16 protein-coding genes are annotated in these 22,793 nt (G+C 64.9%); 3 read left to right on the top strand and 13 right to left on the bottom strand.

From position 1 onward, the window contains the following. Positions 1-31: 31 nt before the first annotated feature. From BM186_RS21900 to urtA, 9 genes are all read right to left on the bottom strand, one after another. The gene (locus tag BM186_RS21900; protein ID WP_083431638.1) at positions 32-1,054 is read right to left on the bottom strand and encodes an AAA family ATPase; all 1,023 of its coding nucleotides are present in this window, start codon (positions 1,052-1,054) and stop codon (positions 32-34) included. A gap of 63 nt (positions 1,055-1,117) precedes the next feature. Then, the gene (locus BM186_RS21895; RefSeq protein ID WP_074918366.1) at positions 1,118-2,158 is read right to left on the bottom strand and encodes an aliphatic amidase; all 1,041 of its coding nucleotides are present in this window, start codon (positions 2,156-2,158) and stop codon (positions 1,118-1,120) included. 205 nt (positions 2,159-2,363) lie between these two features. Beyond that, entirely contained in the window at positions 2,364-2,711 is a 348-nt protein-coding gene (locus BM186_RS21890) for an FmdB family zinc ribbon protein (protein ID WP_074918364.1), read from the bottom strand. Between the two features lie 61 nt (positions 2,712-2,772). Beyond that, positions 2,773-4,002, bottom strand: coding sequence for a formamidase (fmdA, locus tag BM186_RS21885; protein WP_074918363.1), 1,230 nt, complete (start codon positions 4,000-4,002; stop codon positions 2,773-2,775). A gap of 275 nt (positions 4,003-4,277) precedes the next feature. After that, positions 4,278-4,967 carry an urea ABC transporter ATP-binding subunit UrtE gene (gene urtE / locus BM186_RS21880; protein ID WP_074918361.1) on the bottom strand — a complete coding sequence of 230 codons (690 nt, stop codon included), beginning with the start codon at positions 4,965-4,967 and terminating at the stop codon, positions 4,278-4,280. A gap of 97 nt (positions 4,968-5,064) precedes the next feature. Further along, the gene (urtD, locus tag BM186_RS21875; protein ID WP_074918358.1) at positions 5,065-5,826 is read right to left on the bottom strand and encodes an urea ABC transporter ATP-binding protein UrtD; all 762 of its coding nucleotides are present in this window, start codon (positions 5,824-5,826) and stop codon (positions 5,065-5,067) included. Then, positions 5,823-6,992 carry an urea ABC transporter permease subunit UrtC gene (gene urtC / locus BM186_RS21870; protein ID WP_074918356.1) on the bottom strand — a complete coding sequence of 390 codons (1,170 nt, stop codon included), beginning with the start codon at positions 6,990-6,992 and terminating at the stop codon, positions 5,823-5,825. Before urtC ends, urtD begins: the two co-directional genes overlap by 4 nt. Before the next feature lie 88 nt (positions 6,993-7,080). Continuing rightward, positions 7,081-7,998, bottom strand: coding sequence for an urea ABC transporter permease subunit UrtB (urtB, locus tag BM186_RS21865; RefSeq protein ID WP_017678851.1), 918 nt, complete (start codon positions 7,996-7,998; stop codon positions 7,081-7,083). A gap of 98 nt (positions 7,999-8,096) precedes the next feature. Beyond that, positions 8,097-9,329, bottom strand: a complete 1,233-nt coding sequence (gene urtA / locus BM186_RS21860; protein WP_021488011.1) for an urea ABC transporter substrate-binding protein — start codon at positions 9,327-9,329, stop codon at positions 8,097-8,099. A gap of 330 nt (positions 9,330-9,659) precedes the next feature. On the opposite strand from urtA, the gene BM186_RS21855 reads away from it, so the two are divergent. The 3 genes from BM186_RS21855 to cobB all read left to right on the top strand — a co-directional run bounded on the left by BM186_RS21855 (position 9,660) and on the right by cobB (position 14,637). Then, positions 9,660-13,055: an ATP-binding protein gene (locus tag BM186_RS21855; protein WP_074918354.1), complete on the top strand. Its 3,396-nt coding sequence runs from the start codon at positions 9,660-9,662 to the stop codon at positions 13,053-13,055. Next, positions 13,030-13,737, top strand: a complete 708-nt coding sequence (locus BM186_RS21850) for a response regulator (protein ID WP_074918352.1) — start codon at positions 13,030-13,032, stop codon at positions 13,735-13,737. The genes BM186_RS21855 and BM186_RS21850 overlap by 26 nt, the downstream gene beginning before the upstream one ends. A 192-nt stretch (positions 13,738-13,929) precedes the next feature. After that, positions 13,930-14,637 (top strand): Sir2 family NAD+-dependent deacetylase, encoded by a 708-nt coding sequence (gene cobB / locus BM186_RS21845; protein WP_074918350.1) that lies wholly within the window; start codon positions 13,930-13,932, stop codon positions 14,635-14,637. Positions 14,638-14,751: 114 nt separating this feature from the next. Here cobB and BM186_RS21840 read toward each other — a convergent pair whose 3' ends face one another. The 4 genes from BM186_RS21840 to ptsP form a co-directional block, all read right to left on the bottom strand. Then, a complete protein-coding gene (locus BM186_RS21840; protein WP_074918349.1) occupies positions 14,752-16,929 on the bottom strand; it encodes a hypothetical protein in 2,178 nt (725 codons plus the stop codon). A 148-nt stretch (positions 16,930-17,077) separates the two neighbouring features. Further along, positions 17,078-18,802 (bottom strand): fructose-specific PTS transporter subunit EIIC, encoded by a 1,725-nt coding sequence (locus BM186_RS21835; protein WP_074918346.1) that lies wholly within the window; start codon positions 18,800-18,802, stop codon positions 17,078-17,080. 11 nt (positions 18,803-18,813) lie between these two features. Beyond that, positions 18,814-19,734, bottom strand: a complete 921-nt coding sequence (pfkB, locus tag BM186_RS21830; protein WP_074918345.1) for a 1-phosphofructokinase — start codon at positions 19,732-19,734, stop codon at positions 18,814-18,816. Then, positions 19,734-22,595, bottom strand: coding sequence for a phosphoenolpyruvate--protein phosphotransferase (gene ptsP, locus BM186_RS21825; protein WP_074918343.1), 2,862 nt, complete (start codon positions 22,593-22,595; stop codon positions 19,734-19,736). The genes pfkB and ptsP overlap by 1 nt, the downstream gene beginning before the upstream one ends. Positions 22,596-22,793: the final 198 nt, after the last annotated feature.

Raw genomic sequence — 22,793 nt, 5'->3', positions numbered from 1 at the left:
AACGCTCTACAGAGTGTAGAGAAACCGGCTGCTAATTGATCAACAGGTGGCCATCTTTAGCTGTGCAGGACAAGCGGAGCAGATCCGGTTGCGCCAATAGCCGCTCAGCAATCGCCGGCTCCAGCTCGGTACGTATACGGCGCGCCAGCGCGCGAGCACCGAAGCGAATGTCATGCTCGCGGCACAGCCAGGCGCGGGCGCTCTGCTCCACCTGTAGCGAGCGGCCCTGGCGCCCCAGGCGCTGGTTGAGCTTGTCCAGTTCGATATTCAGCAAGGCATCCAACCACTGCTCGTCGACACGCTCGAAGACCAGAATGCGGTCGAGGCGATTGAGCCATTCCGGCTCGAAACGCTCGTGCAGCACCTGCTCCAGCAATGCACCCTCGCCTTTCGGTGCCAGCCCCAACCAACGCCGCCAACCGCGCGTGAAACGCTCCCGGTAGCGCTGCGCCTGCTGCGCGCCGACGTTGCTGGTCATGAAGATCAGGCTGTTGCGGAAATCCAGGGTACGGCTGCCGGCGGTCAGGGTCAGCCGGCCATGTTCGAGAATGCCGAGCAGGCTGCGCAGCACTTCCGGGCTGGCCTTCTCCAGTTCGTCGAACAGCACGATGCCGGGCCGGCCGAAACTTCCGGCAATCGCTTCGGCATCGAACAGCGTGGTGCCTTCCTTGCTTCCGACGTAACCGGGCGGCGCGCCAGTCAACGCGGCGGCGTAGTGTTCCTGGGCCAGGGTGTGCATGTCGATGCGGCACAAGGCGTCGGCGCGACCATGGATAGCCTGGGCCAGCAGGCGCACGATCTCGGTCTTGCCGACGCCCGTCGGGCCCATGAACAGGTTGACCACCAGCGGCCGCTCACGCTCGCCGATATCGGCCTTGATCACCTTGAGCATGGCCTCGACCTGCGCCAACACCGCGTCCTGGCCGACGATACGCGAACGTAGCAGGGCCATCACGGCAGCGGGCTCGAAGAGGAAACGTGATTGCAGCCGGGTAACGCCTTGGTGCTCCAGGCGCTCACGGTTGCTGTCGATCATATCGTTGGCAAAAGGCATGAGACAGCTACCCGTAGGGTGCGCCGTGCGCACCAATGGTTCTCATGGTGCGCACGGCGCACCCTACACCACCCGCTCCTTGCCCGGATGCGGCAACTCGCCCACCGGGCAGTCAGCCACGCCGATGCTCGAGCGAGTGAGTTTCTCCACGTCCTCCTGGGCCTTCTGCGCATCCAGCACCCAAGTGCGGTAGAACTCGAACGGACAATCGGCCACGCCCTTGTCGCCGTCGCCGGAGTTGTAAACGCCGGTGTAGCCACGATGGAGCAGCTTGAACAGGTGGTTCTGCGACTGGTCATTGGCCCGCGCGTCGCGAATCTGCGATACCGACAGTTGAGCGTACTGGATGCCCATTTCCTCTTCACCGCATTCGCCCAGGGTGCGGCCGTCGAAGCCGATCAGCGCCGAGTGGCCGAAGTAGCTGTACACGCCGTCGAAGCCAGTGGCGTTGGCCACCGCTACGTAGCAGTTGTTGGCCCAGGCCATGGTCTTGGCCATCAGCACCTGCTGATCCTTGGCCGGGTACATGTAGCCCTGGCAGCGCACGATCAGCTCGGCGCCCTTCATCGCGCAGTCGCGCCAGATTTCCGGGTAGTTACCGTCGTCGCAGATGATCAGGCTGATCTTCATGCCCTTGGGGCCTTCGGACACATAGGTACGGTCGCCCGGATACCAGCCTTCGATGGGACACCAGGGAATGCACTTGCGGTAGCGCTGGACGATCTCGCCCTGGTCGTTGATCAGGATGAGCGTGTTGTACGGCGCCTTGTGCGGGTGCTCTTCATGACGCTCACCGGTGAGCGAGAAGATGCCCCAGGTCTTGGCCTCGCGGCAGGCGGCGGAGAAGATCGCCGTTTCCTCGCCGGGGATGGTAGCGGCGGTGGCCATCATCTCGTCCTTGTCGTACATGATGCCCATGGTGCTGTACTCGGGGAACACCACCAGGTCCATGCCAGGCAGGCCGAGCTTCATGCCCTTGATCATCTCGGCGATCTTGCGCGCGTTGTCGAGCACTTCGGCCTTGGTATGCAAGCGCGGCATCTTGTAATTGACGACGGCGACGCCGACGGTGTCAGGGCTGCTGGAAATATCGCCGTGGCGCATGGCTGTATGTCCTCCGGTTGACTGCTTGTTTGTGGGAGCGGCTTCAGCCGCGAAGCTTTCTCTGTTTGGCCTTCTATCGCAGCTGAAGCGCAATGCCGCCCAGCCGCGCCTACAGGAACGTTCTGCGAACTGGATTCCCGCCTTCGCGGGAATGACGGTGAAAACCCACGTCATCCCCGCGCAGGCGGGGACCCAATAAACAGCCTCAGTGACTGATCATCCACGGCCGTGCCGATGGGCTGGCCTTGAGGCCGTGGGGGTTGGCCTTGGTGCGTTCGACCGGTTTGCTCGGGCCGCAGCAACCGCAGCCGGCCGGGTGCTTGCGGTTGGCCTTGTACTCTTCCAGGCTCTGCGGCGCGTGGGCGCTGCGCTCGTTGGTTTCATGGGCGCGGCGCTGGCTGCCGGCCATGCTGGTCAACCCCGGTGCGCTGAGAATCACCCGCTCGCTCGGCGCGTCGCAGTACGGGCAGGCGCAGGCGGCGTCACGTTCGGCCATCGGCCGCAGCACGCTGAAGTCGCCGCAACTCGGGCAGTCGTATTCGTAGATGGGCATGGCAAAACCTCGATAAATTCGGTGCGCACGGCGCACCCTAGGGTGGCCGTGCGCATGAGCATCACTTGTCGTAGGCGATGGGCAGGTCGATGCTGCCGTCGAGGAACTTGGTCGGGCCGCTGGCGCTGGGGTTGATGTCGAACTCGAAGATGTCGGTCGGCAGCCACAGCGTGGCGCAGGCGTTGGGGATATCGACCACGCCGCTGATATGCCCCTGCACCGGCGCCGAACCAAGCAGCGAGTAGCCCTGGGCCGGCGAGTAGCCGAACTTGGTCAGGTAGTTGATGGCGTTGAGGCAGGCCTGCTTGTAGGCCAGGTTGACGTCCAGGTAGTGCTGCTTGCCGTCGTCGTCGACCGAAATGCCTTCGAAGATCAGGTAGTTGTTGTAGGTGGGCACGATCGGGCTGGGCTTGAAGATCGGGTTCTTGATGCCGTACTTGGCCATGCCGCCCTTGATCAGCTCGACTTTCATGTGCACCCAGCCGGCCATCTCGATGGCGCCGCAGAAGGTGATCTCGCCGTCGCCCTGGCTGAAGTGCAGGTCGCCGACCGACAGGCCGGCGCCGTCGACATAGACCGGAAAGAAGATCTTCGAGCCACGCGACAGGTCCTTGATGTCGCAGTTGCCGCCGTGCTCACGCGGCGGCACGGTGCGCGCGCCTGTCGCGGCCGCCAGGTCGCGAGCCTCGCCCTTCATCTTGCCCATGTGCGCGGTGCTGGCGAACGGCGGGTTGGCCAGCGGCGGTACGCGGGTCGGGTTGGTATCGATCAGCGCCTGCTCGCGCTTGTTCCACTCGGCGAGCATCTTGTGATCCGGCAGGCAGCCGATCAGCCCCGGATGGATCAGTCCGGCGAAACGTACGCCGGGAATGTGCCGGCTCTTGGTGAACATGCCCTCGAAGTCCCAGATCGACTTCTGTGCAGAGGGGAAGTGGTCGGTGAGAAAACCACCGCCATTGTTCTTCGAGAAGAAGCCGTTGAAGCCCCAGAGCATGTCCTGCTTGGCGCCGATATCGAGCAGTTCGACGATCAGCAGGTCGCCCGGCTGAGCGCCTTTCACGCCCACCGGGCCGGACAGGTAATGCACGGTAGACAGGTCGACGTCGCGCACGTCGCTGGCGTCGTCATCGTTCTTGATCGCACCGCCGGTCCAGTCATAGGTCTCGAGGATGAAGTCATCGCCCGGGTTGACCCAGCAGGCCATGGGAATGTCCGGGTGCCAGCGGTTGTGCACCTGTTCGTTATCGGTAGCAGCCTGGTTGAGGTCGACCTTGATCAGGGTATCGGTCATGACTGAGCTCCATAAGACCTGTGAGGAATGCCGGCCTGTGCCGGGGTACGCAGCCAGTCTCGAACGCGCGGTGAAATCGGCCAATACGTTGGATGACGTATGCCCAGACACCAGATTCCACGGGGCCTACGGCCTTTTTCGCGGACACGAAAAAGCGGCCGGCGCATGGAGAACACGCCGGCCGTAAAGCGGGAGTCAATTGTGTAGCCCGGATGAATTCCGGGGACAGACCGAAACTCCGCCCCGGATTGCATCCGGGCTACAAGAACGGGCCATCACACCGACAGATAACGGCTGATGCTCGCCTCATCGACCTTGTCGCGGGTTTCCTCAACGACGAACTTGCCCTTCTCGATGACCAGGAAGCGGTCGGCGATTTCCATGGTGAACGACAACACCTGCTCGGACACCACGATGGTCAGATCGCGCATGTTGCGGATCTCCTTCAGGCTGCGGGCGATGTCCTTGATGATCGACGGCTGGATGCCCTCGGTCGGCTCATCGAGCAGCAGCACCTTGGGGTTGGTGGCCAGCGCGCGGGCGATGGCCAGCTGTTGCTGCTGGCCACCGGAGAGGTTGCCGCCCTTGCGGTGGCGCATCTCAAGCAGCACCGGGAACAATGCATAGAGATCGTCCGGCACCTTGCCGCCAGCGGAGGCCGGCAAACCGGTCTGGATGTTTTCCAGCACGGTCATACTGGGGAAGATCATCCGCCCCTGCGGCACGTAGGCGACGCCGCTTTCCACACGCTGATGGGTCTCCAGTTTCGACACATCCTTGCCGTCCACGCGGATCTGCCCGCCCCACTGCGGCAGGATGCCCATCAGGCTCTTGAACAAGGTGGTCTTGCCCATGCCGTTACGGCCCATCACCGCGACGATTTCCTTCTTCGCCACGTCGAGGTTGAGCTCGTGGAGGATCTGGCTCTGGCCGTAGCCGGAAGCGAGGTTGCTGATCTGGAACATGTTTGTCACTCCAACATAGACGGTGCGCACCGCGCACCCTACGGTCTGATACCCGGGTGTAGGGTGCGCCGCGCGCACCGTTGCGTAGCCATGGCCATCAATGCCCCAGGTACACCTCGATCACCTTGGGATTACTCTGCACCGCCTCCATGCTGCCCTCGGCCAGCACCTTGCCCTGGTGCAGCACGGTGACGCGGTGGGCGATGCTTTTCACGAACTCCATGTCGTGCTCGATGACCAGCACCGAGCGGCCTTGGCTGATGCGGTTGAGCAGATCGGCCGTGGCCACTCGCTCGCTCACGCTCATGCCGGCCACCGGCTCGTCGAGCATCAGCAGTTGCGGGTCCTGCATCAGCAGCATACCGATCTCCAGCCACTGTTTCTGCCCATGCGAAAGCAGGTCGGCCTGACGGTGCAGGTGATCGCCGAGCATGATTTCCTGCGCCACCTGTTCGACCCGCTCGATCACCTCTTGCGTGCGCTTGAAGAACAACGCGCCGAACACCTTGCGCCCGGCCGGGTAGGACATCTCCAGGTTCTCGAACACCGTCAGGTTTTCGTAGATCGATGGGTTCTGGAACTTGCGCCCGACGCCCGCACGGACGATGTCGAACTCGCGCATCCTGGTCAGCTCACGGCCGTCGAAATCGATGCTGCCGGCGGTGGCGCGGGTCTTGCCGCAGATAAGGTCGAGCACCGTGGTCTTGCCGGCCCCGTTGGGGCCGATCACCACATGCACCTCGTTGCGGTCGACGTAGAGGTTAAGGTCGTTGACCGCCTTGAAGCCGTCGAAGGACACGGTCAGCCCCTCGATGGCCAGTACCGGCTTGGCGGCCTGAAAGCCTGCTGGGCTGTTCATGGCGTGGTCTCCAGATCAGGGGTGGGACGCTTGCTGCTGGCAACGACCACGGGAGCCGGCGTAGCGACCGCCTGTGGTTTGCGCCGCAATCGCGCCAGCCAGCGCTTACCGTGGCTGTCCCACAGGCCGGCCAGACCATTGGGGAAATACATGACCACGACGATGAACAGGCCGCCCATCAGGTACAGCCACAGCTCGGGGAAGCTCTCGGAGAAATAGGTCTTGCCGAAGTTGACCAGTAGCGCGCCGTACACCGCACCGAGCAGCGACAGGCGCCCGCCGACCGCGGCGAAGATGACCATTTCGATCGATGGCACGATGCCGACGAAGCTCGGCGACATGAAGCCCACCTGCAAGGTGAACATCGCCCCACCGATACCGGCGAACGCTGCGCCGACGCAGAACACGAAGATCTTGAAGCTGGCCACGTCGTAACCGGAGAAGCGCACCCGCTCTTCCTTGTCGCGCATCGCCAACAGCAGGCGACCGAGCTTGGAGGCGATGATGAAACGGGCGATGAGAATGCAGCCGATCAGCAGCACCGCACTGACGAAGTAGAGGATCAGCTTGGCCTCGTCGCTACGGATGTCCCAGCCTTTGAGCGTGCGCAGGTCGGTAATGCCGTTGACCCCGCCGGTCAAACCCTGCTGGCCGATGATCAGCACGGTGAGGATCAGCGCAATGGCCTGGGTGACGATGGAGAAATACACGTCACCGACGCGGCGCTTGAACATCGCGATACCGATCACCAAGGCCAACAACACCGGCACCGCCACCACCGCGATCAGGGTGAAGCTCAGGCTGTGGAAGGGTTCCCAGAACAGCGGCAGTTCGGTGATCTGGTTCCAGTCCATGAAGTCCGGGATGCCGGGTGTGGACTGGATCTTGGTGCTTTCCGGGTCGGACGCCTCGAGCTTGAGGAACATCGCCATGCAGTAACCGCCCAGGCCAAAGAAGATGCCCTGGCCAAGGCTCAGGATGCCGCCATAGCCCCAGCACAACACAAGGCCGACGGCGACGAAGGCGTAGGTCAGGTACTTGCCTACCATGTTCAGGCGGAAGGCATCCAGCGCCAGTGGGAACACCACCAGAATCAGCGTGGCGAGCAGCGCCAGGCCGATGGCGCCTTGCTTGCCGCCGAGCAGTTTGTCGAGTGTCGGATTCATGCCCATGCCCTCAATTCAACAATCCCGTAGGAGCCCGCTTGCGGGCGATGAACAGGTTTGCAATCGCCCGCAAGCGGGCTCCTACTTTTCATTTGCGCACCTTGGCCGAGAACAGCCCCTGCGGACGTAGCATCAGGATCAGCACCACGGCGGACAGGGTCAGCACCTTGGCCATCGAACCGCTGGTGAAGAACTCCAGCAGCGATTGCGCCTGGGCGATGCTGAAGGCCGAGGCGATGGTGCCGAGCAGGCTGGAGGCACCGCCGAACACCACCACCAGGAAGGTATCGACGATGTACAGGGAGCCTGCGGTCGGCCCGGTCGAACCGATGGTGGTGAAGGCCGCGCCAGCCACGCCGGCAACGCCGCAGCCGAGGGCGAAGGTCATACGGTCGACGCGCTTGGTGTTGATACCCACGGAGCGTGCCATCACCCGATTCTGCATGGTGGCGCGCACCTGCAGGCCCCAGCGCGAGCGATAGATCATCAGAAACAGCAGCGCGGTGAGCAGCAGAGTCAGGCCCATGACGAACAGGCCGTTGCGCGGAATGTCGATGGCCTCGGTCGGGTTCCAGGAACCCATCAGCCAGTCCGGCAGCGTGGCGCTGACTTCACGCGCGCCGAAGATCGAACGAAAGCCCTGCTGCATCACCAGGGACAGCCCCCAGGTAGCCAACAAGGTGTCCAGCGGACGCTGGTAGAGCTTGCTGATCATCGCCCATTCCACCAGCCAGCCAATGGCGCCGGCGATGAAGAACGAGAGGATGATCGCGAGAAAGAAGTAGTAAGGCCCGAAGGCCGGTGCGTAGCTGGACGTCAGCGAGGACACCACGAAGGTGGTGTAGGCGCCGATGGTGAGAAACTCGCCATGGGCCATGTTGATCACGCCCATCTGCCCGAAGATGATCGCCAGCCCCAGAGCCATCAGCAGCAGCACGCAGAACACGGACAAGCCGTTGAACCCCTGCATGGCTGCGATGGCGCCGAATTCCGATAGCCATTCCATGTCGATGGTCTCCAGAAGAAAAGAGAAAAGCCGGTAGGAGCCGGCTTGTCGGCGATTCACTGATCGCCAGCAAGCCGGCTCCTACGAGAGGGTGTTGCTTACTGGTAGCCTTCCGGGAAGGGGTTCGGCTCGATCAGATCGGACTCGAACACCACCTTGAACTGGCCGTCTTTCTGCACTTCACCGATGCGGGTCTTGCTCCACAGGTGATGGTTGTCGTGCACCTTGACGTAGCCTTCCGGCGCGGTGTCCAGCTCGATGCCCGGGGAAGCGGCGACCACCTTGTCGATGTCGAAGCTGCCGGCTTTCTCCACGGCGGCTTTCCACAGCCATGGGCCGAGGTAGGCGGCCTGGGTCACGTCACCGATCACTGCGTCCTTGCCGTACTTGGCCTTGAAGGCTTCGACGAAGGCGCTGTTGTTCGGGTTGTCCAGGCTCTGGAAGTACTTCATCGAGGCGTAGAAGCCGGCCATGTTCTCGCCGCCGATGCCCAGCAGCTCGTCTTCGGTGACCGACAGGGTCAGCAGGGTCTGTTTGTCGGCGGTGACGCCGGCGGCTTTCATCTGCTTGTAGAAGGCGACGTTGGAGCCACCGACCACGGCAGCGAAGACCACGTCAGGCTTGCGCAGCTTGATCTTGTTGATCAGCGAGCCGAACTGGGTGTTGCCCAGCGGGTAGTACTCTTCGCCGACAACCTTGCCGCCGAGCACGTTCTCGATGTGCTTGCGCGCGATTTTCATCGAGGTACGCGGCCAGATGTAGTCAGAGCCGAGCAGGTAGAAGGTCTTGGCGCCCTTCTCCTTGGCCACCCAGTCCAGGCCCGCGAGGATTTGCTGGGTAGCTTCCTGGCCGGTGTAGATGACGTTCTTCGACTGCTCCAGGCCTTCGTAGAAGGTCGGGTAGTAGAGCAGGCCGTTTTCCTTCTCGAACACCGGCAGCACTGCCTTGCGCGAGGCCGAGGTCCAGCAGCCGAATACGGTGGCGACCTTGTCACCGACTAGCAGTTTGCGCGCCTTCTCGGCGAAGGTCGGCCAGTCGGAAGCCCCATCTTCCTGAATGACCTTGATCTGCCGGCCGAGCACACCGCCACTGGCGTTGATCTGCTCGATAGCCAGACGTTCGGCCTGGATCGAACCGGTTTCGGAAATGGCCATGGTGCCGGTGGCCGAATGCAGAATGCCGACCGTGACCTCGCTGTCGGTCACCGCCAGGCCGGTGGTGTTCACCTCGGCGCTGGCCACATGGCTGAACAGGCTGGCGGCCAGCAGCGAGAGCGCTGCCGCCCCCACCGCCAGCCGGCGGGGAAGAAGTCGAATCGGTTGAGAGTCCATGGTCGTGCTCCTGTGCTGGTTATTCGTGCCGAACCACGCCGGCTTCGCAGCTAGGATGCGTTTGCCCCCACCGAGCGGGGTATACGCAGCATGACGTAAGGGCATACGTCATCTGACGTACAGCGGCCTGCTCCAGCCTGGTGCAAGCTGGGCGCAGAAAAACCAGGCAGACAGAAGCCCGCGCGCGCGGCAGAGGCCTCGCTGAGCCGGGGCATGGAAGTTGCTGATGCTCATCCTGTGGGAGCGGCTGAGCGGTATGGCGCTACTGCTGTGAAAACGCTTCGCGGCTGAAGCCGCTCCTACAATCCGCCCACGATCAGGACTTCGCCCGTGCAACCAACCGGCACCCAGCGCATCATCAAGATTCGCCGCGACTACAACGCCTGGGTCGCCGACGAGACCATGGAGGATTACGCCCTGCGCTTCACGCCCAGGTCGTTCCGCAAGTGGTCGGAGCTGCGCATCGCCAACACCGCGCTCGGCGCCGTGTCGTTCCTCGCCCTGGAAGCCATCGGCGGCGCCCTGGCGCTGTCTTACGGCTTCACCAACACCCTGTGGGCGATCCTCGCGGTCAGCCTGGTGATCTTCCTCACTGGCCTGCCAATCAGCTACTACGCCGCCCGCTCCGGCCTGGACATGGACCTGCTGACCCGTGGCGCCGGCTTCGGCTACATCGGCTCGACCATCACCTCGCTGATCTACGCCAGCTTCACTTTTCTGTTCTTCGCCCTCGAAGCGGCGATCATGGCGCTGGCCCTGGAGCTGTACTTCAACATCCCGTTGGCCCTGGCTTATGTGATCTGCTCGATCATCATCATTCCGCTGGTGGCCTACGGCATCACCCTGATCAATCGCCTGCAGATGTGGACGCAGCCCGTGTGGCTGTTTCTGCTGGTGCTGCCCTATGTCTTCGTCATCGCCAAGAACCCCGAGGCGCTATCGGACTGGACCAGCTTCGCCGGCCGCGAGGGCGAACCCGGCAGCTTCAACCTGCTGCATTTCGGCGCCGCCTGCACCGTCGCCCTGGCCCTGATCACGCAGATCGGCGAGCAGGTCGACTACCTGCGCTTCCTGCCGGAGAAAACCCGCGCCAACCGCGTGCGCTGGTGGACGGCGCTGCTGCTGGCCGGCCCCGGCTGGATCATCCCCGGTGCGCTGAAGATGCTCGCCGGCGCCTTCCTCGCCTTTCTCGCCCTTCAGCATGAAATCCCCATGGAACGCGCTGCCGAGCCGACGCAGATGTACCTGGTGGCCTTCAACTACGTGTTCGCTTCGCCGCAATGGGCGCTGGCGGCCATGGTCCTGTTCGTCATCGTCAGTCAGGTAAAAATCAACGTCACCAACGCCTATGCCGGCTCGCTGGCCTGGTCGAATTTCTTCGCGCGCATCACCCATAGCCACCCTGGCCGTGTGGTGTGGCTGGTGTTCAACGTGGCCATCGCCCTGATACTGATGGAGCTGGGCGTGTTCGAGGCGATCGAGGAAGTGCTCGGCCTCTACGCCAATATCGCCATTGCCTGGATCGGCGCGCTGGTGGCCGACCTGGTGATCAACAAGCCGCTGGGGCTGTCGCCGAAATACATCGAGTTCAAGCGCGCGCACCTCTACGACATCAACCCGGTGGGTGTCGGCGCCATGCTGATCGCCTCCCTGCTCTCGGTGCTCGCCCACGGCGGCCTTTTCGGCGCCCTGGCGCAGGCGGCCTCGCCAGCCGTGGCGCTGGGCTCGGCATTCCTGCTGGCGCCGCTGCTGGCCTGGCTCACTGGCGGGCGCTACTACATCGCCCGCGAACGCCAGCCACACCTGCTCTATCCCCATACCGAAGCCGGCCAGGTGCAGTGCGGTCTGTGCAACAACCGTTTCGAAGAACCGGACACCGCACACTGCCCCGCCTACGGTGCGCCGATCTGTTCGCTGTGTTGCTCGCTCGACGCACGCTGCGAGGATCGCTGCAAACCCAGAGCACGCCTGAGCGATCAGCTCGACGACTTCATCGGCTGGCTGTTCCCGCGCGTTTCCATCCCGCGTCTGCACAGCCGCCTGGCGCAGTACCTGGGCCTGCTGAGCCTGCTGGTGCTGATGCTGTTCGGCGCACTCGCGCTGATCTACAGCCAGGTATCGCTGAGCCTGCTGACGCAGGAACCGGCAGTCCGCCAGACCCTGTTCCAGGCTTTCCTCAAGGCCTTTCTGACCCTCTCGTTGTTCGCTGCCATGCTCGCCTGGTGGCTGGTACTGACCCGCGAAAGTCGCCGCGTGGCGCAGGAGGAGTCGGATCGGCAAACCCTGCTGCTGATGCAGGAGATCGAAGCTCACCGCAAGACCGACGAAGCCCTGCAGCAGGCCAAGGAAGCGGCTGAGTCCGCCAACGCGGCGAAAAGTCGCTACGTCACCGGGTTGTCGCACGAGTTGCGCACACCGCTCAACAGCATCCTTGGCTATACCCAGATCCTGCAGCGTGACGCGGCCATGCCGAGCCGGCACCAGGACGCCCTGGCCACCATCCTGCGTAGCGGCTCGCACCTGCTGTCACTGATCGACGGCCTGCTCGACGTGGCCAAGATCGAAGCCGGCAAACTGCACCTGGAACTGGCGGAAATTCCCTTCCCGGAGTTCATCGACCAGATCGAACGCATGTTCACCCCTCAGGCCGCCGAGAAAGGCCTGCGCTTTCGCCTCGAATGCATCGGCCGCATGCCGGCAGTGGTGCGTGGCGACGAGAAACGCGTGCGACAGATCCTGATCAACCTGCTGGGCAACGCCGTGCGCTTTACCGAGCGCGGCGAGGTGCGTCTGCGCGTGGGCTATATGCGCGAGACCGCCACCTTCGAGATCATCGACACAGGTATCGGCATCGCCCCGGAACAGATCGAGCGCATCTTCCAGCCCTTCGAACGCGGCGACCTGATGCGCCAGGACAACGGTGTCGGCCTCGGCCTGACCATCACCCGCATGCTCACCTCACTGATGGGCGGCGAATTGTCAGTACACAGCGAACCCGAGCAGGGCACACGCTTCCAGGTTCGCCTGTTCCTCTCCGAAGTACGGGTGCCGCAGGCGGTGGTACACGTCGAGCACGACATCACTGGCTACCAGGGGGAACGCCGCCTGATTCTGCTGGTGGACGATCATCTCGAACATCGCCGCGTGCTCGCCGGTATGCTCGAGCCGCTGGGCTTCGAGGTGATCCAGGCCGCCAGTGGCCAGGAGGCGATTCGCCAGGTGGCGCTGCACAGCCCGGCGTTGATCCTGATGGACCTGTCCATGCCGCAAATGGACGGCTGGGAAACCAGTCGCCTGATTCGCCGTAACACACGCTGCCAGGCGCCGATCATCGTGATCTCCGCCAATGCCTTCACCGACGACCGCGAACGCAGCGTCGCTGCTGACTGCGACGACTACCTGGCCAAACCGGTGTACACCCCGCAGTTGCTCGAACGCATCCAGCACCAGCTCGGTCTGACATGGCTGCGCCGCACTCAGGGGCAGTTGCCGCCGCCAGAAGCCATCACGTTACCCGGCAGCGACGACCTGCAGGCGCTGCGCGAACTGGGCGCTCTGGGTTACGTACGCGGCATCCAGCAACGCCTGGACGATATCGACCAGCGCCACCCGGCCTGCGCGGGCTTCACTGCCGCCTTGCGTCTGCTGGTGAAGAACTTCCAGCTCGATGAATTCAACCGCCAACTGAAGGAGGCCGAACATGAATGCGCCGCTCCACCAGCCTGAGTCGTGCTCGCCCGCCAGCCTGTCGGCCGAGCGCGGCATCATCCTTATCGTCGACGACACACCGGACAACCTCGCCCTGCTCTCCGACGCCCTCGACGACGCCGGCTACATGGTGCTGGTCGCGCTGGACGGTGTAAGCGCTTTAGGCCGCATCCAGCGGCGTAGGCCCGACCTGATCCTGCTCGACGCGATGATGCCGGGGCTGGATGGTTTCGAGACCTGCCGGCGAATCAAGGCTGAGCCGAGCAGCGCCGATATCCCCGTGCTGTTCATGACCGCCCTGACCGATAGCGAGCACGTGGTACAGGGCTTCGAGGCCGGCGGCATCGACTACGTGACCAAGCCGATCAACCCCGAGGAAGTGCTCGCCCGCGTCGCCTCGCACCTGCGCACGGCGCGCATACTCCAGGCCGCGCGTGCTGCATCGAAGCCGGTCAGCCTCAGCCTCGACGATGCCCCCGCCTATGCCAGGCTATCGGCGCGCTTCCAGCTCACCGAGCGCGAAGTGCAGGTACTGCGCTGGGTAGCCTGCGGCAAGACCAACCGCGATATCGGCGACATCCTCGGCCTCAGCCCGCGCACGGTGAACAAGCACCTGGAACACGTCTACGTGAAGCTCGGCGTGGAAACCCGCACCGCCGCCGCCTCGGTAGCGTTGGCGGCAATGAGCGAACGGGGATGACCCAAGAACCAGCATGTGTCGTCTTGCTCCTGGGTCGGCAACCGCGTAGCCCGGACGAGATCCAGGCTACGGTTCTGATCCTCATGTAGGGTGCGCCATGCGCACCTGAGCAAAGATGCTGGTGCGCGCGGCACACCCTACGGACTGGTAATTGGCTTAGAGTTGCAGCAACGCGCTTGCTTCGGAGCCAACATGCCCCATCCCAATATCGTCATTCTCACCGGTGCCGGTATCTCCGCCGAGAGCGGCATCCGCACCTTCCGCGCCGCTGACGGACTCTGGGAAGACCACCGCATCGAAGAGGTGGCCACACCCGAAGGCTTCGCCCGCGATCCGGCGCTGGTGCAGCGTTTCTACGACATGCGTCGCGCCCAGCTGCGCGATCCGGCCATCGCACCGAATGCCGGGCATCTGGCCTTGGCCGAGCTGGAGGCCGCCTGGCAGGGCGAGTTTCTGCTGGTCACGCAGAACGTCGACAACCTGCACGAACGCGCCGGCACCAGACGCTTGCTGCATATGCACGGTGAGTTGCAGTCGATGCTCTGCAGCAACAGCCAGCAACGCTTTCCGCTACAGGATGACATGCCGGTCAGCCAGGCGTGCGCCTGCTGCGGGCTGGTCGGTACGCTGCGCCCGGATATCGTCTGGTTCGGCGAGATGCCCTATCACATGGAGCGCATCTATGACGCGCTGGAGCAATGCGAGCTGTTCGTCAGCATCGGCACCTCGGGCCATGTCTACCCGGCGGCGGGGTTCGTCGAGCAGGCGCACCGAGCCGGCGCGCATACTTTGGAGATCAATTTGGAACCGAGCCTGGGCCATTCGCTGTTCGCCGAGAAACGCTATGGCCCGGCCACCGAACAGCTGCCGCGCTGGGTAGCGGAGCTATTGGCGGGCTGAAGCCAAGAACAGCTGTAGGACAAACTCAGGAGCGCAGCGAACAGCCCGCTGTTTTGCAGCACCCCACACATCCAGCGGCGTACTGCTTCCGAGCGGCCGGCGTCCCGGTACGCCCTACCCGGCGTCCTGAACGGGCGCCGCCGCTTCGGCCGGCACCTCCGGCGCCGGGCTGAACACGCCATTGCTCCAGGCGTAGTAACCCAGGCCCAGCGCCAGCAGCAACGCCAGTATCCAGGGCCACACCACCGGTTTGTTGGCATAGGGATCGCGCAAAGCGCGATCGCTGCCCTTGGGTAGTTCCGCCATCTGCGTGAGCGCGGTGCCGAAGGGAATGCTGATACGCGCCTGGGCATTCACCGCCCAGCCATTGCCATCGAGGATCGGCCCCAGGCTGCGCCGGCGCAGCTTGAACCAGGCCAGCAGCATCGACGGCCCGGAGATGGCCAGCAGCACGCCGAGCAGCAGCAGCGGAACCTGCCACCAGACCAGCGACAGAATCCCCGTGACCACCGCCGCCAGTGCCGTGCCCAGGGCACCGACCGCCAGGCCGATGGCCGCGAAGATACCGGCGAACTTGGCGATATCGAAGGCCGGGGTAGGCGTGGCGGCTGGAGCCGCACCGGTTTCGCCGACCTTGGCTGCGGTCTTGCTGACCATGTCGGCGTCGCGACTGGCGGCAAGCTTCTGCACCTGATCGGACACCAGCTTGGAAACGCGTCGATACGGCGACCAGAACGCCTCGCGAATGCTGATGGCGTGCTGCACCACCTTGACCACGGTGGCATCCCAGTCGTTGCCGTCGCGGTCGTAGAACAGGCCATGGCGGCCCGCCTGCAGATCACCTTCGCTGCCAGCGGTCACCGCCACCACGATATTCAGCGCCTCCTTACCCCGCACCGGCTCGCCGCGACGCGTGCACGTGCAATAGAGCAGGAAGCAATCGCTGGCCGCCGCCACCTTGGCGTGAGCCTCGACGTTGTCGACCTCCACCACCAACTCGCAGCTCTTGCCGTCGATATACAGAACCCCGGCCTGGAACACGGCCTTCTCGTGACGCGAATAGAACGCCTGGAAGGACACGAAGTTGCGCAGCAGCGTAACCAGGCCATGACGCAGGCGAATCAGCTTGTCCAGTTCGACCAGCCCGTCCGCCGCCTCGGCCACGGTCTTGTCCTCTTCGACCAGCGCCAGCAAACGGGCCTCGGCGCCCTGCTCCACCAGTTCGAGAATACGTCCGCGCTCCAGCATTTCGGCAATCGCCACTTTCGGCGTCTCGGCGCGCCAGGCCAGGTAGTTGCTGCACAGCGCAACCAGGTGCTGCCACTGCTCGCGCGACAGGCTGTCCTGCTCGCCATACACCGGCACCACCACACGCTGGCGAAACTCATCGATGGCACGCTGCCAGGCCGGGTTGAGCCCCTTGTCCAGCGGCAGCTCATCGCCATGCTGCACCACCGCCAGCGGCAGGTCGGCCACCTCGCTGGCATCGGCTAGGGACAGCGCGGCCAGACGCACCAGCTCTTCTTCCTTGGCATTCATCAGGGCGGCAGCACGCGGGTCGAACTCGGCCATGGCCACGCGCGTGAAATAGTCGTCGATCTTGGCGCGCACCGCGCTCAGCGCCTCCACAGCGGCCACCGTACCCTCGCCGAAAGCATCCAGCCCCTGCTCGGCGGCACGCGCATGCCAGGCATGCAGCTGACGCGCCTGATCGAAGAAGGCGGTGATCTGCTCGGCACCGATGGCCGGCTCACCACTGCGGTCGGTCTGTGCGCCCAGGCAGGCGATGATATCGGCGATGGCGGCCTTGAGTTCGGCATCATCGGTCAGCGTCGCCGGCACCAGACCATCACCATTGGATTGGTGCGGCGGGAACAGCTTCGCCAGATCGGCGGTATCGGCCGGCGTCAGGCTCTCGGCATCGGGCCGCCCAAGCACCCCCAACAGGCGTTGCGCGGCCAGACGCAGGCGCGCGCCCACAGCATCTTCGGTGAGCGAGGACAGCTGCAGCGGGCCGTCATGGAACAGCACGGCAGGGTCGGCCAGACGCGCCAACGTCCAATCGACCACATCGAGAATTTCCGGCGCGCGAATACGACCGTCATTGTTCAGGTCGATGTACTGCAGCATGCGCCGATCCAGCTCCAGGTTGTTCACCGGGCAGGCCAGGCTGGCCCAGAGTTTCTGATCCAGGCCACGCAAGGCGGCGAGGTCGGCGGGCGTTTCCAGTTGCACCTGATCGAAGCCGCCGGCACGGAAGAAGCGCCAGCGATGCGCGAGAGCTTGAGTCATCTACAGAAGGTCCTTTCTTTGTGAGGGCGACTGCGCCACGAAGCCAACCGGGGGCCGTCGCAGCGCAGCGGCGCACCGCCCCCTTCAACAGACTCCGACTTGCCCGGCGCTGTTCAGCTCAGTGTAACCGAGGCAACGAACCCTGCGCTTATTGCGCCCCAACCGCCAGCGGCTGCGCCTCGGGCTGCTTGATCAGCGCATAGAGCAAGCCAGTGACCAGGCTGCCGGCGACGATGGCGAGCAGGTACAGCAGCGCGTGATTGATGGCGTTGGGAATCAGCAGCACGAACAGACCGCCGTGCGGCGCCATCAGCTTGCAGCCGAAGTACATCGACAGCGCGCCGGTCAGCGCACCACCGGCAATGCTGGCCGGGATCACCCGCAGCGGGTCCTTGGCGGCGAAGGGAATCGCCCCTTCGGAGATGAAGCACAGCCCCAGCACCCCGGCTGCCTTGCCGGCCTGGCGCTCGCTCTGGGCGAACTTGCGCCGCGCCAGCACGGTGGCGATGGCCATGCCGATGGGTGGCACCATGCCGGCCGCCATGGTCGCGGCCATCGGCGCATAACTGCTCGAGGCCAGCAGGCCGACGGAGAAGGCATAGGCCGCCTTGTTGATCGGCCCGCCGAGATCGACGCACATCATGCCGCCGAGCAGCATGCCGAGCAGGATTGCATTGGTACTGCCCATGCCATCGAGAAAAGCAGTAAGCCCTGCGAGCATGCCTGCTACCGGACTGCCAACCAGATAGATCATCACCAGCCCGGTGAACAGGCTGGCCACCAGCGGGATGATCAGAATCGGCTTGAGCGCCTCGACGCTGGCTGGCAGACGCACCCAATGGGCGATGGCCTTGGCCGAATAGCCGGCGAGAAAACCGGCGATGATGCCGCCGATGAAGCCGGCCCCCAGCGAACTGGCCAACAACCCGCCGATCATCCCCGGCGCCAGGCCAGGACGATCGGCGATGGAATAGGCGATATAGCCGGCCAGCAGCGGCACCATCAGTTGAAAGGCGCTATCGCCGCCAATCTTCATCAGCGCGGCAGCCAGGGTGCCCTCTTCCTTGAACGCCTCGATGCCGAAGATGAACGACAGGGCGATCAGCAGGCCGCCGGCCACCACCATCGGCAGCATGTAGGACACGCCGGTGAGCAGGTGCTTGTAGGGGCCGGTTTTCTCGCCACTACTGGCGACGGCCTTGCCCTCGGCTGGCGTGGCTTCGCTCAGCGCTCGCGCCTCGTTCAAGGCCCGCTCCAACGTCTGTTGCGGCAGTTTCAGGGCCACCCCGGTGCCGCAGCGGTAGACCTTCTTGCCAGCGAAACGGCTGGTGTCCACCTCGATATCGGTGGCCAGCAGCACGGCATCGGCCGCTGCGATGGCGGCATCGTCGAGCAAGTTACGCGCGCCGACCGAACCGCGGGTTTCCACCTGCAACTCGATGCCCATACGCGTGGCCGCCTGCTGCAGCGCCTCGGCGGCCATGAAGGTGTGCGCCACGCCAGTGGGACAGGCAGTGACTGCCACCAGCCGCTTGCGCCCGCTCGGCGCGGCGGCATCCTCGGCATAGGGCCGGGCCCGCTCGGGGGCTTCGCGCAGAAAGCGTTGCGGGTCGGCCAGCGCCTCGGCTGGTGTGGCCTGCAGCAGGGGTTTGCCGACAAAACGACCGAGCGCCAGCTCGCCAGTCTTGACCACCACCACCAGATCGGCAACGGCAATATCCGCCTCGCTCAAGGGCGCTCCGATGGCGCGGGCGTCGTGCACCTCGACACGGGTTTGCCAGCCCAGGCGCTCGGCTGCCGCCTGCAACAGACGCGAGCAGAGCACGCTGGTGACCTGCCCATTGGGGCAGGCGGTAACGATCAGCAGGTTCATGTCAGTGCCTCTTATTCTTCTATGGGGTGCAGTTGTACGGCCGCCTCGAGACGGGCCAGCTGCTCGCGATCGTGGATGCCGAAACCGATCTGGGTGACCGCCTGCGCGGCCACCGCCGTGGCCAGGCGCAGGGTGCGTTCGGCGGGCCAGCCTTCGAGCAGACCATGCAGGCTGGCCGCCAGCAGCGAGTCGCCGGCACCGACCGTGCTGGCCACCTCGACCCACGGCGGTACGGCGCGCAGGGCGATGTCCGGGCCATGCCAGTCGACACCGGCCGCGCCGCGCGACAGCAGCACATGCTCGATGCCCTGTACGCGCAGGCCCTGCACGGCGGCGGACAGATCGCTGCCGCAGACCTCGGCCAGTTCTTCCTCGTTGGGTTTGATCAGCCAGGGCGCGACGCCCAGGGCCGCCTGCAGGGCCGCACCACTGCTATCGACCGCGAGCGGCACGCCGCAGGCCTTGATCCGCCGCAGCAGGCCAGCGAACCACTCAGGCGTCACACCACGCGGCAGGCTGCCGGCCACCACCACGGCGTCATGCCCAGCCAAGAGCGGCTCCAGCTCATCCTGCAAACGTTGAAGGTGCTCGGTCTCGACCTGCGGGCCGGGGCCGTTGAGGTCGGTGATACAGCCGTCGGCTTCGGCCAGCTTGATATTGCTGCGCGTCTCGCCCGGCACGCGGACGAACAGGTCGTGAAAGCCGCGCTTGTGCATCAGGCTCTCGAACGGTGCGGCATTGGTGCGGCCGAGAAAGCCGCCGACACTCAAGGTATGACCAAGATCGGCCAGCACCTGGGCGACGTTCAGGCCCTTGCCGGCGGCGTGGCTGCGCAGCTCATGGCAGCGGTTGATCGCGCCGGGCTGCAGACGGTCGAGACGCAGGGTCAGGTCCAGCGCCGGATTCAGGGTCAGGGTCAGGATTCGGGCCATCAGTGCATCTCCGCCACCAGCGCGCGCACGGCGCTGGCACTGTCGAGGGTCAGGGCGCGGTCAGCCAGGGTTCGCGCCTGGCGGCTGTCCAGCTCACGCACGCGCGCCTTGACCAGGGCAATCGAGCGCGGTGTGACGCTCAACTCGTCCACGCCCAGGCCGACCAACAGCGGCACGGCCAGACGGTCGCTGGCCAGCTCGCCGCAGATGCCGACCCACTTGCCCTGGGCATGGGCAGCGGTCACGGTCATCTCGATCAGGCGCAGCACGGCCGGATGCAGACCATCGGCCTGTGCCGACAGCTGCGGATGGCCGCGGTCGATGGCCAGGCAGTACTGGGTCAGGTCGTTGGTGCCGATACTGAAGAAGTCGACCTCACGCGCCAGCACCGGCGCCAATAACGCCGCCGAGGGCACTTCGATCATGATGCCGACCTGCAGGTCGCGTACTTCGATCTCTTCGCGCAGCCGCTGCACCATGTCACGCGCCGCACGCCACTCCTCCACCGAACCGACCATGGGGAACATGATCCGCAGCGGCCGGCCATCGGCCGAGGCGAGCAAGGCGCGCAGCTGGGTTTCCAGAATCTCCGGACGTTGCAGGCTCAGGCGAATGCCACGCACGCCAAGGAAAGGATTTTCTTCGGCCGGCATCGGCCAGTACGGCAGGGGTTTGTCGCCGCCAACATCCAGCGTGCGCACCACCAGCGGGCGTCCGGCCAGCGCATCGAGCACACGACGATACTCACGCTCCTGCGCGGCGTGATCCGGCGCCTGGGCATGCTCCATGAATACCAGTTCGGTGCGCAGCAGGCCCACCGCTTCCGCGCCCAGCTCCACCGCGTCGGCGGTTTCGCCGCTGGCACCGATATTGGCCGCCACTTCCACACGCACGCCGTCGCGCGTCTGCGCATCGTTGAAGCGCGCGGCATGCGCCTGCTCGCGCCGCTGCTGCGCCGTCTCACGATCATGCAGCGCCTGGTCGCGCTCAGCGGTATCCGGGGCGATGCGCAGCAGGCCGCTGTCGCCATCGAGCAGCAGTGGCGTGCCTTGCGCCAACGCCAGCACGCCATCACCGGCACCGACCACAGCGGGAATCCCCAAGGCCCGGGCAATGATCGCGCTATGCGCGGTGGCGCCACCCTGTGCGGTCAGGATGCCGGCCACCCGCTGACGGTCGAGGCCAGCGACGTCCGACGGCACGACTTCAGCCATCACCAGGATGTACGGCTCGTTCGGTTCGCTGGGCAGCTCGACGCCACACAGATGCGCCAGCACACGGTTGCCAATATCACGCAGGTCCGCTGCGCGCTCGGCCAGCAGTGGGTCGTGCAGCGCTTCCTGACGCTTGGCCGCGGCCTCGACCTCGACCTGCCAGGCCGCTTCGGCGCTCACGCCCTTGGCCAGACGAGCATCGACGTCTTCGCGCAGCGCCGGATCGGCGAGCATGGCCAGGTGGGCACTGAAGATTTCCCGAATGCTCGCCACACCGGCGCCATCGACCAGACGCTGGATCTGCGCGGCGACAGCGGCCAGGGCTGCATCCAGACGCGCGCGTTCCTGCTCGACACCCAGGCCTTGCTCAGAGAAATCAAACACCGACGGCGTGCGCACCAGCGCCGGGCCGATGGCGATGCCGGGTGAGGCACCGACAGCCTGCAGACGGCTACCGGCAATAGGGGCGACCGCTTCGACCGGTTCCAGCTGCGCCGCGACCTCGGGCAGCGCTTCGCTCAGCGGCTCGACCGTTTCGCCCAGGCCACTCTCCAGCGCGGCGCGAATGGCCGGCAGCGCAACGTCGGCAATCGCCGGTTCGGCGCTGAATTCGAGCATCTGACCACGCCGTGCGCCCAGCGCCAGCAGGCGGCTGAGGCTCTTGGCCGAGACCCCGGCGCCCGTATCGCCAAGCAGGCGCACGCGTATGTCGCCCGCGAAGCCCTGCGCCAGTTCGCTCAGTGCCTTGGCCGGGCGCGCATGCAGACCATGGGCATTGAGCAGCGGCACGCTGAGGCTGGGCCAGTCCGGCGCTACCTCGCCACCCAGCGCCTCGATCACCTGGCGGCTATCGCTGGCTTCACTGAAGGCGGCCGCGCGACCACCGATCAGCACATCGCACAGGCGTTCCAGCGCCTGACGGTGCGCCTCGCCCTGGCTGGCCAGGCAGAACAGGCCGCGCAACGCCTCACCGCGAAAACTCAGCGGCTGCGCCGGGGTGATGAAAGCCAGGCCGGGCCGCTCGACACTGGCCTCGCTGTGCAGCCACCACAGGCCATCGCCCAGCGGCAGCGGCTCGCCACGGGCCAGCCCGAGGGCGAAGCCACTGCGGGCACAGCCGGCTTGACGCAACAGGCGCGCGCCTTGCCAGAGCAATTCGTCGAAGTCTTCGGCCGGCTGCGCCAGCGCCACCAGTTGGCCGTCCAGTGCCAGTGCCTGCGGCGCGCCCTGCAGCAACTCGAGTATCTGCGCCGGCTCGCGGGCCTCGCGCAGCGCCTGGCTCAGATCGCCCTCGCCCAGAGCGCGGGTCAGCAGTTGCAACAGATGCAGGTGCTCATCGGATTGGGCGGCAATGGCGATGGCCAGGTAGACCTGCTGGCCGTTGCCCCAGTCCACGCCCGCGGGGAACTGGATCAGGCTGACGCCGGTGCGCAGCACCTGATCGCGGGTCTGCGGCGTGCCATGGGGGATGGCGATGCCCTGGCCGAGAAAGGTCGACCCCTGGGCCTCGCGCGCCTGCAGGCCTTGGAGGTAAGCCGCAGTGGCCAGGCCGGCACTGGCCAGCGCGTCGCCGAGCATGGCCAGGGCTTCGCCCTTGTTCGCCGCCGCCCGGCCCATCTGGATTTGGCTGGCATCGAGTTCGAGCATGGGTGCCTCCGGCTTGGATTCTTGTTCTGATTGAGAAGGGTGTTCACGGGTTCGACGCTCACTTATGCCCCCAAACACCCTCAAGACTAGCTGATGAACCGCATTGCTGAAACGTTTCATCAAACGCTGGCACCTTATCCGATAATGGGTAATCCTTGAAGCCCAGTCGTCGTCGAGTCGGTGTAGACTCGCCGCGTT

Source organism: Ectopseudomonas toyotomiensis (assembly GCF_900115695.1).
GTDB classification, from domain to species: domain Bacteria; phylum Pseudomonadota; class Gammaproteobacteria; order Pseudomonadales; family Pseudomonadaceae; genus Aquipseudomonas; species Aquipseudomonas toyotomiensis.
Note: the sequence above shows the minus strand (reverse complement) of the source record. Positions and strands in the feature narration are given on the sequence as shown.

What these genes read in the sequence shown, in the direction of transcription:
- BM186_RS21900 (WP_083431638.1), bottom strand. Translation starts at nt 1,054, where the DNA reads ATGCCTTTTGCCAACGATATGATCGACAGCAACCGTGAGCGCCTGGAG.
- BM186_RS21895 (WP_074918366.1), bottom strand. Translation starts at nt 2,158, where the DNA reads ATGCGCCACGGCGATATTTCCAGCAGCCCTGACACCGTCGGCGTCGCC.
- BM186_RS21890 (WP_074918364.1), bottom strand. Translation starts at nt 2,711, where the DNA reads ATGCCCATCTACGAATACGACTGCCCGAGTTGCGGCGACTTCAGCGTG.
- fmdA (WP_074918363.1), bottom strand. Translation starts at nt 4,002, where the DNA reads ATGACCGATACCCTGATCAAGGTCGACCTCAACCAGGCTGCTACCGAT.
- urtE (WP_074918361.1), bottom strand. Translation starts at nt 4,967, where the DNA reads ATGTTCCAGATCAGCAACCTCGCTTCCGGCTACGGCCAGAGCCAGATC.
- urtD (WP_074918358.1), bottom strand. Translation starts at nt 5,826, where the DNA reads ATGAACAGCCCAGCAGGCTTTCAGGCCGCCAAGCCGGTACTGGCCATC.
- urtC (WP_074918356.1), bottom strand. Translation starts at nt 6,992, where the DNA reads ATGAATCCGACACTCGACAAACTGCTCGGCGGCAAGCAAGGCGCCATC.
- urtB (WP_017678851.1), bottom strand. Translation starts at nt 7,998, where the DNA reads ATGGAATGGCTATCGGAATTCGGCGCCATCGCAGCCATGCAGGGGTTC.
- urtA (WP_021488011.1), bottom strand. Translation starts at nt 9,329, where the DNA reads ATGGACTCTCAACCGATTCGACTTCTTCCCCGCCGGCTGGCGGTGGGG.
- BM186_RS21850 (WP_074918352.1), top strand. Translation starts at nt 13,030, where the DNA reads ATGAATGCGCCGCTCCACCAGCCTGAGTCGTGCTCGCCCGCCAGCCTG.
- cobB (WP_074918350.1), top strand. Translation starts at nt 13,930, where the DNA reads ATGCCCCATCCCAATATCGTCATTCTCACCGGTGCCGGTATCTCCGCC.
- BM186_RS21840 (WP_074918349.1), bottom strand. Translation starts at nt 16,929, where the DNA reads ATGACTCAAGCTCTCGCGCATCGCTGGCGCTTCTTCCGTGCCGGCGGC.
- BM186_RS21835 (WP_074918346.1), bottom strand. Translation starts at nt 18,802, where the DNA reads ATGAACCTGCTGATCGTTACCGCCTGCCCCAATGGGCAGGTCACCAGC.
- pfkB (WP_074918345.1), bottom strand. Translation starts at nt 19,734, where the DNA reads ATGGCCCGAATCCTGACCCTGACCCTGAATCCGGCGCTGGACCTGACC.
- ptsP (WP_074918343.1), bottom strand. Translation starts at nt 22,595, where the DNA reads ATGCTCGAACTCGATGCCAGCCAAATCCAGATGGGCCGGGCGGCGGCG.